Raw genomic sequence first — 14787 nt, 5'->3', positions numbered from 1 at the left:
GCACCGGCGGCAGGATCAGACATAGGAGAGGATACGGCTCGCCAATTGCGAATTGCGGTCCTCGTCGCGGCGTGGGCGCGGCAGGTCGACTGCCAGATCCAGCGCGACAGCGCCTTCGCGCAGCACGATCACCCGGTCGGCCAGCGCCACCGCCTCCGACACATCATGGGTGATCAGGATGGCGGTGAAGCCATGCTCACGCCAGATGCGCGACAGCAATTGATGCATCTCGACCCGCGTCATGGCATCGAGTGCGCCGAAGGGCTCGTCGAGCAGCAGGATGTCGGGCCGGCTGACCAAAGCGCGCGCCAGGGCGACACGCTGCCTCTGCCCCCCGGACAAAACGCTCGGCCATTCATTGGCCCGGTCACCCAATCCCACCTCGTCGAGCGCGGCCTGGGCCAGGTCGCGCCAGTTCGGGCCACGGGCGATGCCGACATTGCCGATCACCCGCTGCCAGGGCAGCAGCCGCGCATCCTGGAACATCAGGCGGGCGGCGGGATGAGCTCCCTGCGCGGCGGCTCCGCCCACCGCGACCTCGCCGGCGCTAGGGCGGTCGAGGCCAGCAATCAGGCGCAGAAGCGTGGATTTGCCGCCGCCCGAGCGCCCGACGACGGCAACGAATTCGCCGGGCTCGATGGCGAGATTGAGCCTGTCGAGCACGACCCGGTGATCGAAGGCCTTGGATGCCCCCTTCAGCTCGATCGACAGTCCCTTGGGCGGCGACGATACGGAACGACCCGAAGGTGCCAAGCTGTTGCGGGTCAGTTCGGGAACGAAATAGCCATCTTCGACATGGAGCAGAGCGTTGGTCATGCCAGAGCCTCCCGGCGGGGTCGCGCATAGGTTGGATGCCATTGCAGGGCGGCCTGCTCGAGCAGCTTCACCAGCGTATCGGAAAGCTTGCCGAGCACCGCATAGATGATCACGCCGAGCAGGATGACATCGGTCTGCAGGAATTCGCGGGCGTTCATGGTCATGTAGCCGATGCCCGACGAAGCCGAGATGGTTTCGGCTACGATCAGCGTCAGCCACATGATGCCGAGTCCATAGCGCAATCCCACGAAGACCGACGGCAGGGCGCCCGGCAGGATCACCCGCCAGAACCGCGCTACCGGCCCCAGGCCGTAGACGCGGGCCATCTCGGTGAGATGCGGATCGATGGTGCGGATGCCATGATAGGTATTGATGTAGACGGGAAAGAGCACGCCAAGGACGACGAGGAAGATCTTGGCGCTCTCGCCGATGCCGAACCACAGGATCACCAGCGGAATGATGGCCAGATGCGGGACGTTGCGCAGCATCTGCAGAGTTGAGTCGAGCAGCAATTCGGCCGGGCGCCACACACCGTTGGCGACACCGAGCGCGAAGCCGATCAGACCGCCAATGGCCAGGCCCTGCAGCGCGCGCCCGGCGCTGACACCGACATTGTGCAGGAGGGTGCCGTCCTGGAGGGTCTGCCAGAAGGCGAGCGCCACTGCGCTCGGTGCCGACAGCACCCTGGCCTGCAGCCAGCCGAGATCGGCAGCGATCTCCCAGCCCGCCAGCAACAGCACCGGCAGCAGCCAGGGAATCAGGCGTTGGGCCATCCCATTCATGCGTCGCGACGCCATTGTCCCCTCCCCGGTCAGAGCGTCACGCCGGGCCGCAAGGCGTCAGAAATCTTGATCGCCTTGGGAATGAGGCCGAGCTTGTGGAAGGTGTCGGCGATCTGCTGCTGGGCAGCCACCGTCTCGGCCGTGATCGGTTGCACGTTCCAGGACTGCCGTCCGAGCGCCAGCTTGAGCACCGGCGCAGGAATACCGACGGCGGGCGCGAGTTCCTTCGCCGCCTCGTCGACATGGTCCTTGGCCCATTGGTCGATCTCGTTGATGGCGGCCAGCACAGCGTCGATCGCGGCCGGATTGGCCTCGGTGAAAGCGCGCTCGCCCAGATAGAATTGCCGGTTGGCGACAAGGCCCTCGCCATTGGCAAGCTGGCGCGCCTCGATAGCAATCTCGGCCGCCGCCTGGAAGGGATCCCAGATCACCCAGGCATCGATGTCGCCGTGCTCGAAGGCGGCGCGCGCATCCGAGGGCGTCAGGAACACCGTCTGGATGTCGCCATAGGCCACTCCTGCCTTCTCTAGCGCCTTGACCAGGAGGTAGTGAACGTTCGATCCCTTGTTGAGCCCGACCTTCTTGCCCTTCAGTTCCGCCACCGATTGCAGCGGGCTGTCCTTGCGCACCAGGATCGCCTCGCTGAGGGGGGCGGCCGGTTCGTTGGCGACATAAACCAGGGGCGCGCCGGCCGCCTGAGCGAAGATCGGCGGGGCCTCGCCGGTAATGCCGAAGTCCAGGGCGCCGACATTCAGGGCCTCCAGCAACTGCGGACCACCGGGAAACTCCGTCCAGGTCACGCCGAAGCCGAGCGGTTCGAGCTTGCGTTCCAGATTGCCGCGCGCCTTGAGCAGCAGGAAGGTGCCGTATTTCTGATAACCGACCCGGATCGTCTTCCTCGCGGCTCGCGCGGGCCCGAGGGTGGCGGTCACGGCGAGAACGGGCGCGGCAGCAAGCAGGGTGCGGCGGGTCCAGAGTGCAGTCATCAGTTCTTCCTTCAGGGGATATCCGCCGCCATAATCCCAATAGTTGATAGATTTAGTCAATAATTAATTCATCTCTTTCAGCTGCGTGATTTTGGCCACGACCTGCGCCGCTCCTCCCTGTGAGGGTGGCTCGCGGCGTGATTCCGAACCGGCAGCTAACCCTCTGTTGTAACGTTGTTATCTCCGCAGATCGCCACCTTAATTCTATATAGTCTATAAAATCAGTTGACTTATAAATATCGCCATGGTCGATTTCACACCGAGATTCAACCAGACGGTCCAATGCCATGACGACGTCAGCCGAAAGCCTGCCCATCTTCGATTTCCGCCGCTTCGACACCGGAACGGCGGAACGCGCGGCCTTCCTGAAGGATTTGCGCGCGGCGGCGCGCGGCCCTGGCTTCTTCTATCTCACCGGCCACGGCGTTCCCCAGCAGCTGATCGACGATGTCCTGCGCCTGTCTCGGCGCTTCTTCGACCTGCCCGAACGGGACAAGCTGGCGATCGAGATGATCAACTCGCCCCATTTCCGCGGCTATAACCGGGCCGGCTTCGAGCATACGCGCGGCAAGCCCGACTGGCGCGAGCAGGTCGACATCGGCGCCGAGAAGCAAGCTCGACCCCTCGATCCGAGCGCGCCGGCCTGGCATCGCCTGCAAGGCCCCAATCAATGGCCGGAAGCGCTGCCCGAATTGCAGCTCATCACGCTGTGCTATCTCCAGGAAATCACCCAGCTCGGCATTCGCGTCCTCAGCGCCTTCGCGCTCGCTTTGGGCCAGAAGGCCGATGCCTTCGAGCCGATCTACACGCCCGAGCCCAACCAGCTCCTCAAGATCGTGCGCTATCCCGGCCGCGATGCCAGCGAGGGCGACCAGGGCGTCGGCGCCCACGAGGATTCAGGCTTCCTGACCCTGCTGCTGCAAGACGTGCAGGGCGGCCTTCAGGTCGAAGGTGAGCAGGGCTGGATCGACGCCCCGCCCATCCCCGGCACTTTCGTCGTCAATATCGGCGAGATCCTCGAACTGGCGTCGAACGGCTATCTGCGCGCCAACGTCCATCGTGTGGTTTCTCCGCCGGCCGGTACCGACCGGCTGTCGGTGCCCTTCTTCCTCGGTGCCAATCTCGACGCCGAGGTACCGCTGCTGACGCTTGCACCGGAGTTGGCAGTCGAGGCGCGCGGCCTGACGCAGGACCCGCTCAATCCGCTCTTCCGCGAGGCCGGGCGCAACTATCTCAAGAGTCGCCTGCGCTCCCACCCCGACGTCGCCCGCCGCCACCATCCCGACCTCATCGACGCCAGCAAGCCGGCGCAGGTCGCCTCCGCCTACTGATCTTCGGTTCGATCTTCAAAGCCACGCTTCAGGAGCCCTTGGCATGACCACCGATTCCCGACATTTCGAGACCCTCGCTCTGCATGGCGGCAGCTATCGTGCCGACCCGGCCACCGGCGCCGTCGCGGTGCCGATCTACCAGACCACCTCCTACCAGTTCCAGGATACCGGCCATGCCGCCCGCCTCTTCGCTCTGGAGGAACTCGGCAACATCTATACCCGCGTGCAGAACCCGACGACCGACGCGCTGGAGCAGCGCATAGCCGCCCTCGAAGGCGGTGCGGCGGCACTGGCCGTCTCGTCGGGGCAGACGGCCTCGGCCTATTCGATCCTCAACCTGGCCCAGGCCGGCGACAACATCGTCTCCTCCACCGACCTCTATGGCGGCACCTGGACCCTGTTCGCCTCGACGCTCAAACAATTCGGCGTGGAGGTCCGCTTCGTCGATCCCTCCGATCCGGAGAATTTCCGCCGGGCGAGCGACGACAAGACCCGCGCCTTCTACGCCGAAACGCTGCCCAATCCCAAGCTGCAGGTGCTGCCGATCCGCGAGATCGCCGATATCGGCCGCTCGCTGGGCATCCCCCTCATCGTCGACAACACCGCCGCGCCACTGATCGCCCGCCCGCTCGAACATGGCGCCGCCGTCGTGGTCTATTCGGCGACCAAATATATCGGCGGCCACGGCACCTCGATCGGCGGGCTGATCGTCGACGGCGGCAATTTCCCCTGGGAAGACCATGCCGACCGCTTCCCCCTGCTGACGCAGCCGGACGAGGCCTATCACGGCGCGATCTGGACCGAGGCCGCCAAGCCGCTCGGGCCGATCGCCTATATTCTGCGCGTGCGGGTGAAGCTCCTGCGCGACGTCGGCGCGGCCCTGTCGCCCTTCAACGCCTTCCAGCTGCTGCAGGGGCTGGAAACCCTGCCGCTGCGCCTGCGTCAGCACAACGAGAATGCCGTCAAGGTGGCGGACTTCCTCGCCAAGCACCCCGGTGTCAGCCATGTCATCTTCCCCGGCCTGCAGTCGGACGAGAACCGCCGCCGCGCCGAGGCCTATCTCAAGGGCGGCTATGGCGCCCTGGTCGGCTTCGAGCTCAAGGGCGGCATAGAGGCCGGCAAGCGTTTCATCGATGCGCTCAAATTGCTCTACCACGTTGCCAATATCGGCGATGCCCGCTCGCTCGCCATCCACCCGGCCTCGACCACCCATCAACAACTGACGCCCGAGGACCAGCTCGCGACCGGGGTGACGCCCGGCTATGTGCGCCTCTCCATCGGCATCGAGCACCCGGACGACATCATCGCCGACCTGACGCAGGCCCTGGCCGCCGCCGAAGGCGAGCACGACGCGGCAGAACGCCAGGCGGCCTAAAACATCGCTCGAGAATAGCGCCTGTCATCCCTTGGATCCCCTTCCCTCGCTTCGCTCGCCGGGGATGACAGTGCTCCTCATATCCTACCGGCCCCGGATGGAACCCATGTCCAGACTTCCCGCTTTCTCGCGCCGCAAGGCGCTCAAACTGGCCGGAGCGGCCGGTGCCCTCGCTTCCCTCGGGGCCGTCGGCGGACGGATCCTCTCGCCGGCCATCGCGGCGCCCGCGCCCAAGATCCGCCTGGCCTGGACGGAGGTGGCCGCCTGCCATTCGCCGCTCGGCTTCGGCGCGGCGAAGGGCATCTATGCCAAGCACAATCTCGATGTCGAGCTGTTCTATCAGGGCGCCAGCGGCCAGACGCTGATCCAGGCCCTTGCCACCGGCAAGGCCGATGCCGGCGCCGGGCTGATCGGCGACTGGCTGAAACCGCTCGAACAGGGCTTCGACGTCAAGCTGTTCGTCGGCTCGCATGGCGGCTGCCAACGCCTGCTGGCGCGCAAGGATTCCGGCATCAAGACACTGGCCGACGCGAAGGGCAAGACGATCGCCACCTATGGCATCGGCGCCCCGCCCCAGGTCGCCTTTCAGGTCAGCTTCGCCAAGGCCGGGCTCGACCCTGAAACCGACGTGACCTGGAAGGCCGTGCCCTTCGAACTGGTCGGCGAGACGCTGAACCGGGGCGACGTCGAGCTCGCGGCCCATCTCGACCCCTGGGCCTGGGCCATCGAAAAGCAGTTCGGCTTCACCAAGATCGCCGACACCCAGACCGGCTTCTACGAGGGCCACACCTGCTGCGTCCTCGGCGCCAGCGGGCCCTTCCTGGATGCCAACAGGGACGCCCTGCGCCGCCTCGCCGAGGCGAATATCGAGATCCACGAATATACCGCCAGCCATCCCGACGAGGTGGCGCAGTGGTATTTCGAAACGCTGAAGCCGGCCGGCCTGACGGCCGCCCAGCTCACCGAAATCCTGGGAACGCTGGTCTATCACAACCATCCGATCGGCCAGCCTCTGGTCGACCAGATCCGCCTCGCCGCCGAGGACCTCAAGCTGGTCAAGGTGCTCGATCCCACCACCGATCCCAAGGAGTTCGCCGAACGGGTCACCATCAACCTGCTCGCCTGAGGCCTTGCGATGAGCGACACCCTGCGCGCACCCACTCCCGGGATCCTCGAGGCGACGCCGCCGTCACGGGCCGCCCTGCCCGCGCTCTGGAACCGCGTGTGGAAACATGGGCTCCTGGCCTCGGCAACGTTCGCGGCCACGGCCGCGATCACCATCGGCCTGCCCGACGTGGTGCCCTGGGGTAGCGCCGGGCTGTTCGCCGCCCTGGCCGGCACGGCCTCGCTGGCCTTCCTCGTGCTAGCCCTCACCATCCAGCGCCTCGGCGGGCTGGGGCGCACGCTCCTGCATTACGGCCCCTGGTTCGCGGCGATCGGCATCTGGCTGGCGCTGTGGGAACTCTCGACGGCCAAGACCGGATGGCTGCCCAAGCCGTTCTTCTCGCCGCCGCACGGCCTGCTCCACGTCTATGTCACCGAGAGCCAGCGCCTCCTGATCTGCATCGCCTATTCGCTGCGCCTGTGGGCAGCCGGCTTTCTCTCGGGCATCGCCGTCGGCTATGCACTCGGGGTGGCGCTCGGCTGGTCGAAGCGCTTCAGCTATTGGGGCATGCCCGTCCTCAAGCTGATCGGCCCGATCCCGGCCACGGCCTGGATCCCCTGCACCTTCTATTTCTTCCCCAATACCTTCGATGCGAGCGTGTTCATCGTGGCGCTGGCCTCCGGCATACCCGTCGCCATCCTGACAGCCTCCGGCGTCGCCTCGGTCAACCGGGCCTTCTACGACGTCAGCCGCATCTTCGGCGCCGGGAGCTGGTACCTGATCCGCAACATCGCCATCCCCGCCTCCCTGCCGCATGTCTTCGTCGGCCTGTTCATGGGGCTCTATTATTCCTTCGCGGTGCTGGTGGTCGCCGAGATGCTCGGCGCCAAATACGGGCTCGGCTGGTACATCCAGTTCCAGACCGCCTATTCGGGCTATGCCAATGTCTATGCCACGCTGCTGATCATGTCCGTCATCTGCGCCGGCATCGTGAAGCTGCTCTTCGTGCTGCGCGATCGCCTCCTTACCTGGCAGAAGGGCTTCATCTGATGGCTGCATCGAGCCACAGCATCGGCATCGACGTGCATGCCGTCAGCCATCATTTCGATCTCTCCGGCGCAGATCTGCCCGTGCTGGACAGCGTCGACCTCAAGGTCGAGCCCGGCGAGTTCGTCGCCCTGCTCGGTCCCTCGGGCTGCGGCAAGTCGACCTTGCTGCGTCTGATCGCCGGGCTCGAACCGCCTGCCGCCGGCGCCATCCTGGCCGACGGCCAGCCGGTCATGGCCCCCGATCCCTCCCGCATCCTGGTCTTTCAGGACCCGACCCTGTTTCCCTGGCTGACGGTCCGCAAGAATGTCGCGGCCGGGCTGGAGGCGCGCGGCGTGCTCGCCCGCGAGCGCCACCGCATCGGCCAGGCCCTGGCGCTGGTCGGTCTGGAGCGCTTCGCCGACGCCTATCCCCACCAGCTTTCCGGCGGCATGGCGCAGCGGGCCTCGCTGGCGCGGGCGCTGGTGCACGACCCGTCCCTGCTGCTGCTCGACGAACCCCTCGGCAAGCTCGATTCCCTGACACGCCTCGCCCTGCAGGACGAATTGGTGTCGCTCTGGCAGCGCACCGGCTTCACCGCCCTGCTGGTGACCCACGATGTCGAGGAAGCCCTGCTGCTCGCCTCCCGCGTGATCGTGTTCTCCGACAGGCCCGCGCGCATCAAGGCGGAATTTGCCGTCGACAAGCCCTATCCGCGCCACCGCGACGATACGGAACTGGTTCATCTGCGCCGAGAGATCCTGCAGGCGCTCGGGCTGAGCCTTTCATGAGTGCCCTGCCCGTATTCACTCGCCTTTTGCAGATCTCCGGGGCTGTCATCGTCGCGCTGTCCTTCGCCTGGTGGTGGATGACCTACCGGGATGTGATCGGCTACAACTATCTCTCGCTTCCCGATGCCAGTCTCTGCCTTGTCAGCAACAGCGATATTTGCCAGCTTGCAAGATCGCTGTGCCGCAGCACCCATCCTCTGGCGATCGTCACCTATTGGTCGGCCAGCCTGTGGATCGGTGTCGCGGCGCTCTGCGCCAGCTTCGCGACGGGGCCGGCACGAGATGCCTGAACAATGACGGCCGGCCCGAGTTCCGGAGTCGGATCAACCACATACGGGGTCTCCCTCAACTTCAGAATCTGAATCATCGACCGTCGGCACAGCCCTTCCTAGTTCCGGCGTCGTTCAAAGGACATCAAGAGGACCACAAATGCCATTCTCATCCCCCCTGCGCTCCCTCTTCGGCAAGAGAGCGGCACGGCTGACATCCTGGGTTGCCGCCGCGGCCATGATGGCAACCGCCGGCGCCGCCCAGGCCGCCGACGTCACCGTTGCTTCCAAGATCGACACCGAGGGCAATCTGCTCGGAAACCTGATCGTGCAGGTCCTGGAGTCCCATGGGCTGTCGGTCAACAATCGGGTCGGGCTCGGCACCACGCCGATCGTGCGCAAGGCGCTGGTGGCCGGGGATATCGATCTCTATCCCGAATATACCGGCAATGCCGGCTTCTTCTTCAACAAGGCCGACGACAGCCTGTGGAAGGACGCCGCCAAGGGTTATGCCGAGGCCAAGAAGCTCGACTACGACGCCAACAAGCTGGTGTGGCTCGATCCTGCTCCCGCCAACAACACCTGGGCCATCGCCGTCCGCAAGGACCTGGCCGATGCCAACAAGCTGAAGTCGCTCGGCGATTTCGGCAAGTTCGTCACGGGCGGCGGCAAGGTGAAGCTGATCGCCTCCGCCGAGTTCGTCAACAGCGCCGGCGCCCTGCCCGCCTTCCAGACGACCTACAGCTTCAAACTCTCTTCCGACCAGCTCGTGGTGCTTTCCGGCGGCGACACCGCGTCCACCATCAAGGCGGCGGCCGAGCAGACCGACGGCGTCAACACCGCCATGGTCTATGGCACGGATGGCGGCATCGCCGCCGGCAATCTCGTGGTGCTCGACGACGACAAGTCCGTCCAGCCCGTCTACGCCCCGGCGCCGGTCATTCGCGAATCCGTGCTCAAGGCCCATCCCGAAATTGCCGAATGGCTGAAGCCGGTCTTCGCCAGCCTCGACCTCACCACGCTGCAGGAGCTAAACGGCCGAATCCAGGTCGATGGCGAGGCGGCCAAGGACGTGGCGGCCGACTATCTGAAGAAGAAAGGCCTGGTGAAGTGAGTTCAAGCGCCGGGGAAGTACAGGCCGACAACAGCGCTTTCCCGGCGCCGCCCGTCGCCACGGGCAAAAATGCCCTGGCCTTCGACAAGCTCGGCGCCGTCATGGCTGTGATCGCGGCCTCGGCGCTGGCATTGCCTTTCGCCAATTTCCGGCCGAGCCGCATCGGCCAGGCCCAGGGCATCGGCTTCATCCAGGCGCTTCCCACGGGGCTTGCCTGGGCCAGCCTCGCCCTGCTCCTCCTCTGCCTGGCCGCTCTCCTGCGCCGGAGTTCGCCGCGCGTCAGGCTCGTCTTGGCCGTCGGTGCACTGGTGCTCCTTGCCATCCTGATCGGCCTGGTACCCCAAGTCCTGATCCCACCCGGCAGTGCCCGGCCGCGGGTCGGTCCCGCCTCGGGCTTCTGGCTGCTCTCCTTCTCCTTTGCCATCCTGCTCACCGACGCGCTGGTCAAGCTGGCGCTGCGTCCGCTCCAGAGGGTCGTCGCCCTGGTTCTCGCCCTGGCGGTCTTCCTGGCCTTCCTGCTCTCCGGCCATTGGAACGGGCTGTCGATCATGAAGGAATACGCCACCAACGGCTCGGGCTTCGCCGCAAACGCCGTGGTGCACGTCACACTCGCCTTGGCTTCGCTTTTCGGCGCCCTCGTCGTCGGCCTGCCGCTCGGCATTCTCTGCCAGCGCCACCAGGGGCTGCGCGGCGCGGTGCTGCCGGCGCTGAACATGATCCAGACGATCCCGTCCCTGGCGCTGTTCGGGCTGATGATCGCGCCGCTGACCTACCTGGCCAAAACCTATCCCGTCGTCGAGGCCATCGGCGTGCACGGCACCGGCTCCTCGCCGGCCCTGATCGCGCTTTTCCTCTATGCCCTGCTGCCGGTGGTCTCCAACACGGCGATCGGCCTGGATTCGGTCTCTCCCAATGTGGTGGATGCCGCCCGCGGCATGGGCATGACGCAGTGGCAGCGCCTGTTCCAGGTCGAACTGCCGCTGGCCTTTCCAGTGATCCTGACGGGCGTGCGCATCGTGCTGGTGCAGAATATCGGCCTGGCCACGATCGCGGCCTGGATCGGCGGCGGCGGCTTCGGCGTCTATGTGCAGAACGGCATGGGCGCCACCGCCATCGATCTCGTCCTGCTCGGCGCCATCCCCACCATCGCCCTCGCCTTTTCGGCGGCCATCATCCTCGATGCCATCGTCGATACACTCAAAGGACGGCACGCATGATCGAAGTCAGGCAAGTCAGCCGCCGTTTCGGCTCCCAGCTGGCCGTCGACAATGTTTCGCTCACCATCGAGCGCGGCACGATCACCGTGCTGGTCGGCACCTCAGGCAGCGGCAAGTCCACTTTGCTGCGCATCATCAACCGGCTGATCGAGCCGACCACGGGCACCGTGCTGATCAACGGCCAGGACACCTCCGGCCTGTCGGGCGAGGAACTGCGGCGCGGCATCGGCTATGCCATCCAGGGCCACGGCCTGTTCCCGCATTGGACGGTGGCCCGCAATATCGGCACCGTGCCGAGCCTGCTCGGCTGGGACCAGGGGCGGATCGCCAGGCGCGTCGACGAACTGCTCCGCCTGTTCGATCTCGACCCGGCCCTCTATGCCGAAAAACTGCCGCATCAATTGTCCGGCGGCCAGCAGCAGCGCGTCGGCGTCGCCCGAGCCCTGGCAGCAGAGCCCGCCGTGCTGCTGATGGACGAACCCTTCGGGGCGCTCGATCCGATCATCCGCGCCAAGGCGCAGGAGGACCTGCTCGCCCTGCAGCGCCGGCTCGGCATCACCGTTGTCCTCGTCACCCACGACATGGAAGAGGCCATGCTGCTGGGCAACCGCATCGGCGTGATGGATGGCGGCAAGCTCCTGCAATACGCCACGCCGACCGAGATCCTCACCCATCCGGCGCCCGGTTTCGTCGAGCGCCTGATCGGCGGACCCGACCGTTCGCTGCGCCTGCTCTCCCTGCTCAGGGTGGCCGATTCCGTGCAGCCGGGCACCGCAGAGGGCAAGCCCGTGCAGGAAAATGCGACACTGCGCGACGCGCTCTCCGAATTGCTGTGGGCTCGGGTGCAGGCCCTGCCCGTCACGGCGGCGGACGGCACGCCGCGCGGACGCATCACCCTGCCGGCCATCCTCGACCTGGCCGGGGCCGATGCGCATCGCGTCGAGGATAGCCCGGCATGAAATGGCTCGGTTACGGCGCCAGGGCGCTCGCCCTTATCCTGCTGCTGCTCCTGCTGCTCGACACCGAGCTGTTCGCGCCGATCCTGGCCGGCCTCAACGACAATGGGGCGCCGGCGGTCTATCGCCAGGGCAGCCTCCTGTTCCTTTCCCTCAGCCATCTCGGCCTGGTCGCCGTCTCCACCTTCATCGGCGGGGCGCTCGCCTTGCTGGCGGGCATCTTCGTGACGCGGCCGGCGGGCGCCGAGTTCCTGCCGCTGTCGCGGACCATCGTGAATATCGGCCAGACCTTTCCGCCGATCGCCGTGCTCGCCATCGCGGTGCCCTCGCTCGGCTTCGGGGCGGAGCCGACCTTGCTCGCCCTTACGCTCTATGGATTGCTGCCGATCTTCGAAAACACCATGGCGGGCCTGAAGAGCGTTCCGGCCACGGCTCTCGACGCAGCCCGCGGCATGGGCATGACCGGCTGGCAGCGCCTCACCAAGGTCGAGCTGCCGCTCGCCCTCCCGGTGATCCTGACCGGGATACGCCTTTCCTTCGTGGTCAATCTCGGCACGGCCACCATCGGCTCCACCGTCGGCGCCAAGAGCCTCGGCGAAGTGATCATGGCCGGCATCACCACCACCAACACCGCCTACATCCTGCAGGGCGGCATCATCGTCGCGCTCCTGGCCGTGCTCATCTATGATGCGCTCGGCAGCCTCGAGCGTTCACTCGCCAAGCGTACCGGCACGGCCGGCGCACGCTGATCGGAGGGGCCGCCATGAACGCCTCGAACAGCCGCAAGCTCTCGCGCCGGACCGGAAGGCCGGGCGCCGTATCCGACCTGATCTGGGGCCGGCTGATCGACGAGGCGCAGGCCGCAATCGCCGCCGAGCCGCAACTCGCCACTCAATTCTATGCCGGCGTGCTCGATCATACTTCCTTCGAAGATGCCCTGATCCAGCGCCTGGTCCAGCGCATCGAGCATCCGGACATGCCGGCCTCGGTGCTGCGCCATGCCTTCCGCACGGCGATCGCCGCCGATCCCGGCATCTGCCTGGGCATACGGGCCGACATCCAGGCCGTGCTCGAGCGCGATCCGGCCTGCCAACGCTATCTGGAGCCGCTGCTCTATTTCAAGGGCTTCCATGCTTTGCAATTGCACCGTCTTGCCCATTGGCTGTGGCGGCACGGCCAGCGCAATTTCGCCCTCTATCTGCAAAGCCGGGTCTCCGAGGTGCTGCAAGTCGATATCCATCCCGCCGTTCCGATCGGACGCGGCATCTTCTTCGACCACGCCACCGGCATCGTCATCGGCGAGACGGCCGTGATCGAGGATGACGTCTCGATCCTGCAATCGGTGACGCTGGGCGGCAGCGGCATACAGTCCGGCCAGCGCCACCCCAGGATTCGCAAGGGCGTGCTGATCGGCTCGGGCGCCAAGCTGATCGGCAATATCGAGATCGGCGAAGGCGCCCGCGTCGGCGCCGGCTCGGTGGTGACCGCGTCGGTGCCGCCGCACAAGACGGTGGCTGGCGTGCCGGCCCGCATCATCGGCGACACGCCGGGCGCCGAGCCGGGACGGACCATGGATCAGATCTTCTTCGATGTCGGCCTTTGAAGCGAGGCGTAACACCCAATTTCAGCTTGTGAATTGACTTATAAACCAGTGGACAGTGTGTAATAATTTATTTTACGATCATAGTCTGCTGAATGGATGAAACAGCTGACAGAGATCGGGGGCGCCGCTGCCGACCTTGCTATCGCGGTATAATCGCCCGATCATGCCTGGAAGCAGTGACATCCTTCCGAAACCACAGGCGCCGGCGCATGCCGCCGGGCCTGTGAGATAAGAGAGAAACGGGGCGCCCTGTCGTGGATATCGACCATGCGGGGAATGAAAGGGACTTCCATGCTGAACACAGTCAAACGCGGCTTCACGTGCGGCGCCGGCCTCGCCGTCGCAGCACTCGCGGCCGGCTTCATCGCCGCGGCGCCGGCCCAGGCCGGCCTCACGCTCGACAAGATCAAGGAGCGCGGCGTCATCAAGGTCGGCGTCGGCAGCCAGGCCGGCTTCTTCGCGCCCGACGCCAATGGCCGCTGGCAGGGGTTCTTCGTCGATTTCGGCCGGGCGCTCGCCATCACCGTGTTCAACGATCCCGACAAGGTCGAGTTCACCAATTCCTCGCCCCAGCAGCGCCTGCCCGCCCTCCAGGCCGGCCAGTTCGACATCCTGCTTTCGGCCGTGACCCAGACCATCACCCGCGCCTTCAAGCTGAATTTCCATTTCGGCCCGGTGGTGTTCTATGACGGCCAGGGCATCCTGGTGAAGAAGTCGCTGGGCGTGAACAAGGCCTCGGAACTCGACGGCGCCACCATCGGCGTGCAGAGCGGCACCACCGGTGAACAGAACATCGCCGATTTCTTCAAGAAGACCGGCAAGACCTACAAATCGGTGGTGATCGAGGATACCGCCACCTTCACCCAGGCTTTGACCTCCGGCCGCGTCGACGCGCTGACGCAGGACGGCACCGACCTCGGCCTGCGCCGCGCCGCCCTGCCCAACCCGGACGAATATGTGCTGCTGCCCGAACGCCTGTCCAAGGAGCCCCTGGCGCCGGCGGTTCTGGGCGGCGACGACCGCTGGCTCGAAATCGTGAACTGGACCGTCTATGCCACCATCCAGGCCGAGGAATTCGGCATCACCAGCCAGAATGTCGATACGTTCCTCACCAGCGAGGATCCGGCCATCAAGCGCTTCCTCGGCGTCGATCCGTCCCTCGGCCAGGCCATCGGCCTCGACCCGAAATTCGCCTACAACATCATCAAGAAAGTGGGCAATTACGGCGAGATCTTCGAGCGCAATCTCGGCAAGAGCACGAAGATCGGCTTCGATCGCGGCCTCAACAATCTGTGGACCAAGGGCGGCCTGATCTATTCGCCTCCCTTCCGTTGAGGACAGTCCGGAATCGGAGTGTCGGTCTTCGGACCGGCATTCTCCTCACGCGACCCATGCCGAACAGGTGTCGACCTGAAG

General features: G+C 65.7%; 15 protein-coding genes. 12 read left to right on the top strand and 3 right to left on the bottom strand.

The genetic code is table 11. The features are described from left to right. Positions 1-15 precede the first annotated feature (15 nt). The 3 genes from C5L14_RS27400 to C5L14_RS27390 are packed head-to-tail and all read right to left on the bottom strand — an operon-like array spanning position 16 to position 2584. A complete protein-coding gene (locus tag C5L14_RS27400) occupies positions 16-816 on the bottom strand; it encodes an ATP-binding cassette domain-containing protein (RefSeq protein ID WP_105865240.1) in 801 nt (266 codons plus the stop codon). Further along, on the bottom strand, positions 813-1613 hold the full coding sequence (locus C5L14_RS27395) for an ABC transporter permease subunit (RefSeq protein WP_105865239.1): 801 nt from the start codon (positions 1611-1613) through the stop codon (positions 813-815). Before C5L14_RS27395 ends, C5L14_RS27400 begins: the two co-directional genes overlap by 4 nt. Positions 1614-1627: 14 nt before the next feature. Then, complete coding sequence (locus C5L14_RS27390) at positions 1628-2584, bottom strand: sulfonate ABC transporter substrate-binding protein (protein WP_105865238.1); 957 nt, start codon at positions 2582-2584, stop codon at positions 1628-1630. Positions 2585-2871: 287 nt separating this feature from the next. Here C5L14_RS27390 and C5L14_RS27385 point away from each other — a divergent pair, with 287 nt between their 5' ends. From C5L14_RS27385 to C5L14_RS27330, 12 genes are all read left to right on the top strand, one after another. Then, the gene (locus tag C5L14_RS27385) at positions 2872-3915 is read left to right on the top strand and encodes an isopenicillin N synthase family dioxygenase (RefSeq protein WP_105865237.1); all 1044 of its coding nucleotides are present in this window, start codon (positions 2872-2874) and stop codon (positions 3913-3915) included. Positions 3916-3958: 43 nt separating this feature from the next. Then, positions 3959-5290, top strand: a complete 1332-nt coding sequence (locus C5L14_RS27380; RefSeq protein ID WP_105865236.1) for an O-acetylhomoserine aminocarboxypropyltransferase/cysteine synthase family protein — start codon at positions 3959-3961, stop codon at positions 5288-5290. Between the two features lie 106 nt (positions 5291-5396). Continuing rightward, positions 5397-6416, top strand: a complete 1020-nt coding sequence (locus tag C5L14_RS27375) for an ABC transporter substrate-binding protein (RefSeq protein ID WP_245443609.1) — start codon at positions 5397-5399, stop codon at positions 6414-6416. 9 nt (positions 6417-6425) lie between these two features. Continuing rightward, positions 6426-7445 (top strand): ABC transporter permease, encoded by a 1020-nt coding sequence (locus tag C5L14_RS27370; protein ID WP_105865234.1) that lies wholly within the window; start codon positions 6426-6428, stop codon positions 7443-7445. Next, positions 7445-8212 carry an ABC transporter ATP-binding protein gene (locus tag C5L14_RS27365; RefSeq protein ID WP_105865233.1) on the top strand — a complete coding sequence of 256 codons (768 nt, stop codon included), beginning with the start codon at positions 7445-7447 and terminating at the stop codon, positions 8210-8212. The genes C5L14_RS27370 and C5L14_RS27365 overlap by 1 nt, the downstream gene beginning before the upstream one ends. Then, positions 8209-8502, top strand: coding sequence for a hypothetical protein (locus C5L14_RS27360; protein ID WP_105865232.1), 294 nt, complete (start codon positions 8209-8211; stop codon positions 8500-8502). Before C5L14_RS27365 ends, C5L14_RS27360 begins: the two co-directional genes overlap by 4 nt. Before the next feature lie 217 nt (positions 8503-8719). After that, entirely contained in the window at positions 8720-9595 is an 876-nt protein-coding gene (gene osmF, locus C5L14_RS27355; protein WP_146127042.1) for a glycine betaine ABC transporter substrate-binding protein OsmF, read from the top strand. 101 nt (positions 9596-9696) lie between these two features. Beyond that, positions 9697-10812, top strand: coding sequence for an ABC transporter permease (locus C5L14_RS27350; RefSeq protein ID WP_105865344.1), 1116 nt, complete (start codon positions 9697-9699; stop codon positions 10810-10812). Beyond that, positions 10809-11771 (top strand): ABC transporter ATP-binding protein, encoded by a 963-nt coding sequence (locus C5L14_RS27345; protein ID WP_105865230.1) that lies wholly within the window; start codon positions 10809-10811, stop codon positions 11769-11771. The genes C5L14_RS27350 and C5L14_RS27345 overlap by 4 nt, the downstream gene beginning before the upstream one ends. Then, positions 11768-12517, top strand: a complete 750-nt coding sequence (locus C5L14_RS27340) for an ABC transporter permease (RefSeq protein WP_105865229.1) — start codon at positions 11768-11770, stop codon at positions 12515-12517. The genes C5L14_RS27345 and C5L14_RS27340 overlap by 4 nt, the downstream gene beginning before the upstream one ends. A gap of 14 nt (positions 12518-12531) precedes the next feature. Further along, positions 12532-13371 carry a serine O-acetyltransferase gene (gene cysE / locus C5L14_RS27335; protein WP_105865228.1) on the top strand — a complete coding sequence of 280 codons (840 nt, stop codon included), beginning with the start codon at positions 12532-12534 and terminating at the stop codon, positions 13369-13371. Positions 13372-13662: 291 nt separating this feature from the next. After that, positions 13663-14706 (top strand): amino acid ABC transporter substrate-binding protein, encoded by a 1044-nt coding sequence (locus C5L14_RS27330; protein WP_105865227.1) that lies wholly within the window; start codon positions 13663-13665, stop codon positions 14704-14706. Positions 14707-14787: the final 81 nt, after the last annotated feature.

It is taken from the genome of Labrys okinawensis (assembly GCF_002982075.1).
GTDB lineage: Bacteria > Pseudomonadota > Alphaproteobacteria > Rhizobiales > Labraceae > Labrys > Labrys okinawensis_A.
The sequence above is the reverse complement of the archived record's forward strand: the minus strand, read 5'-3'. Positions and strand labels throughout refer to the sequence as shown.

What these genes read in the sequence shown, in the direction of transcription:
- C5L14_RS27400 (WP_105865240.1), bottom strand. Translation starts at nt 816, where the DNA reads ATGACCAACGCTCTGCTCCATGTCGAAGATGGCTATTTCGTTCCCGAA.
- C5L14_RS27395 (WP_105865239.1), bottom strand. Translation starts at nt 1,613, where the DNA reads ATGGCGTCGCGACGCATGAATGGGATGGCCCAACGCCTGATTCCCTGG.
- C5L14_RS27390 (WP_105865238.1), bottom strand. Translation starts at nt 2,584, where the DNA reads ATGACTGCACTCTGGACCCGCCGCACCCTGCTTGCTGCCGCGCCCGTT.
- C5L14_RS27385 (WP_105865237.1), top strand. Translation starts at nt 2,872, where the DNA reads ATGACGACGTCAGCCGAAAGCCTGCCCATCTTCGATTTCCGCCGCTTC.
- C5L14_RS27380 (WP_105865236.1), top strand. Translation starts at nt 3,959, where the DNA reads ATGACCACCGATTCCCGACATTTCGAGACCCTCGCTCTGCATGGCGGC.
- C5L14_RS27375 (WP_245443609.1), top strand. Translation starts at nt 5,397, where the DNA reads ATGTCCAGACTTCCCGCTTTCTCGCGCCGCAAGGCGCTCAAACTGGCC.
- C5L14_RS27370 (WP_105865234.1), top strand. Translation starts at nt 6,426, where the DNA reads ATGAGCGACACCCTGCGCGCACCCACTCCCGGGATCCTCGAGGCGACG.
- C5L14_RS27365 (WP_105865233.1), top strand. Translation starts at nt 7,445, where the DNA reads ATGGCTGCATCGAGCCACAGCATCGGCATCGACGTGCATGCCGTCAGC.
- C5L14_RS27360 (WP_105865232.1), top strand. Translation starts at nt 8,209, where the DNA reads ATGAGTGCCCTGCCCGTATTCACTCGCCTTTTGCAGATCTCCGGGGCT.
- osmF (WP_146127042.1), top strand. Translation starts at nt 8,720, where the DNA reads ATGATGGCAACCGCCGGCGCCGCCCAGGCCGCCGACGTCACCGTTGCT.
- C5L14_RS27350 (WP_105865344.1), top strand. Translation starts at nt 9,697, where the DNA reads ATGGCTGTGATCGCGGCCTCGGCGCTGGCATTGCCTTTCGCCAATTTC.
- C5L14_RS27345 (WP_105865230.1), top strand. Translation starts at nt 10,809, where the DNA reads ATGATCGAAGTCAGGCAAGTCAGCCGCCGTTTCGGCTCCCAGCTGGCC.
- C5L14_RS27340 (WP_105865229.1), top strand. Translation starts at nt 11,768, where the DNA reads ATGAAATGGCTCGGTTACGGCGCCAGGGCGCTCGCCCTTATCCTGCTG.
- cysE (WP_105865228.1), top strand. Translation starts at nt 12,532, where the DNA reads ATGAACGCCTCGAACAGCCGCAAGCTCTCGCGCCGGACCGGAAGGCCG.
- C5L14_RS27330 (WP_105865227.1), top strand. Translation starts at nt 13,663, where the DNA reads ATGCTGAACACAGTCAAACGCGGCTTCACGTGCGGCGCCGGCCTCGCC.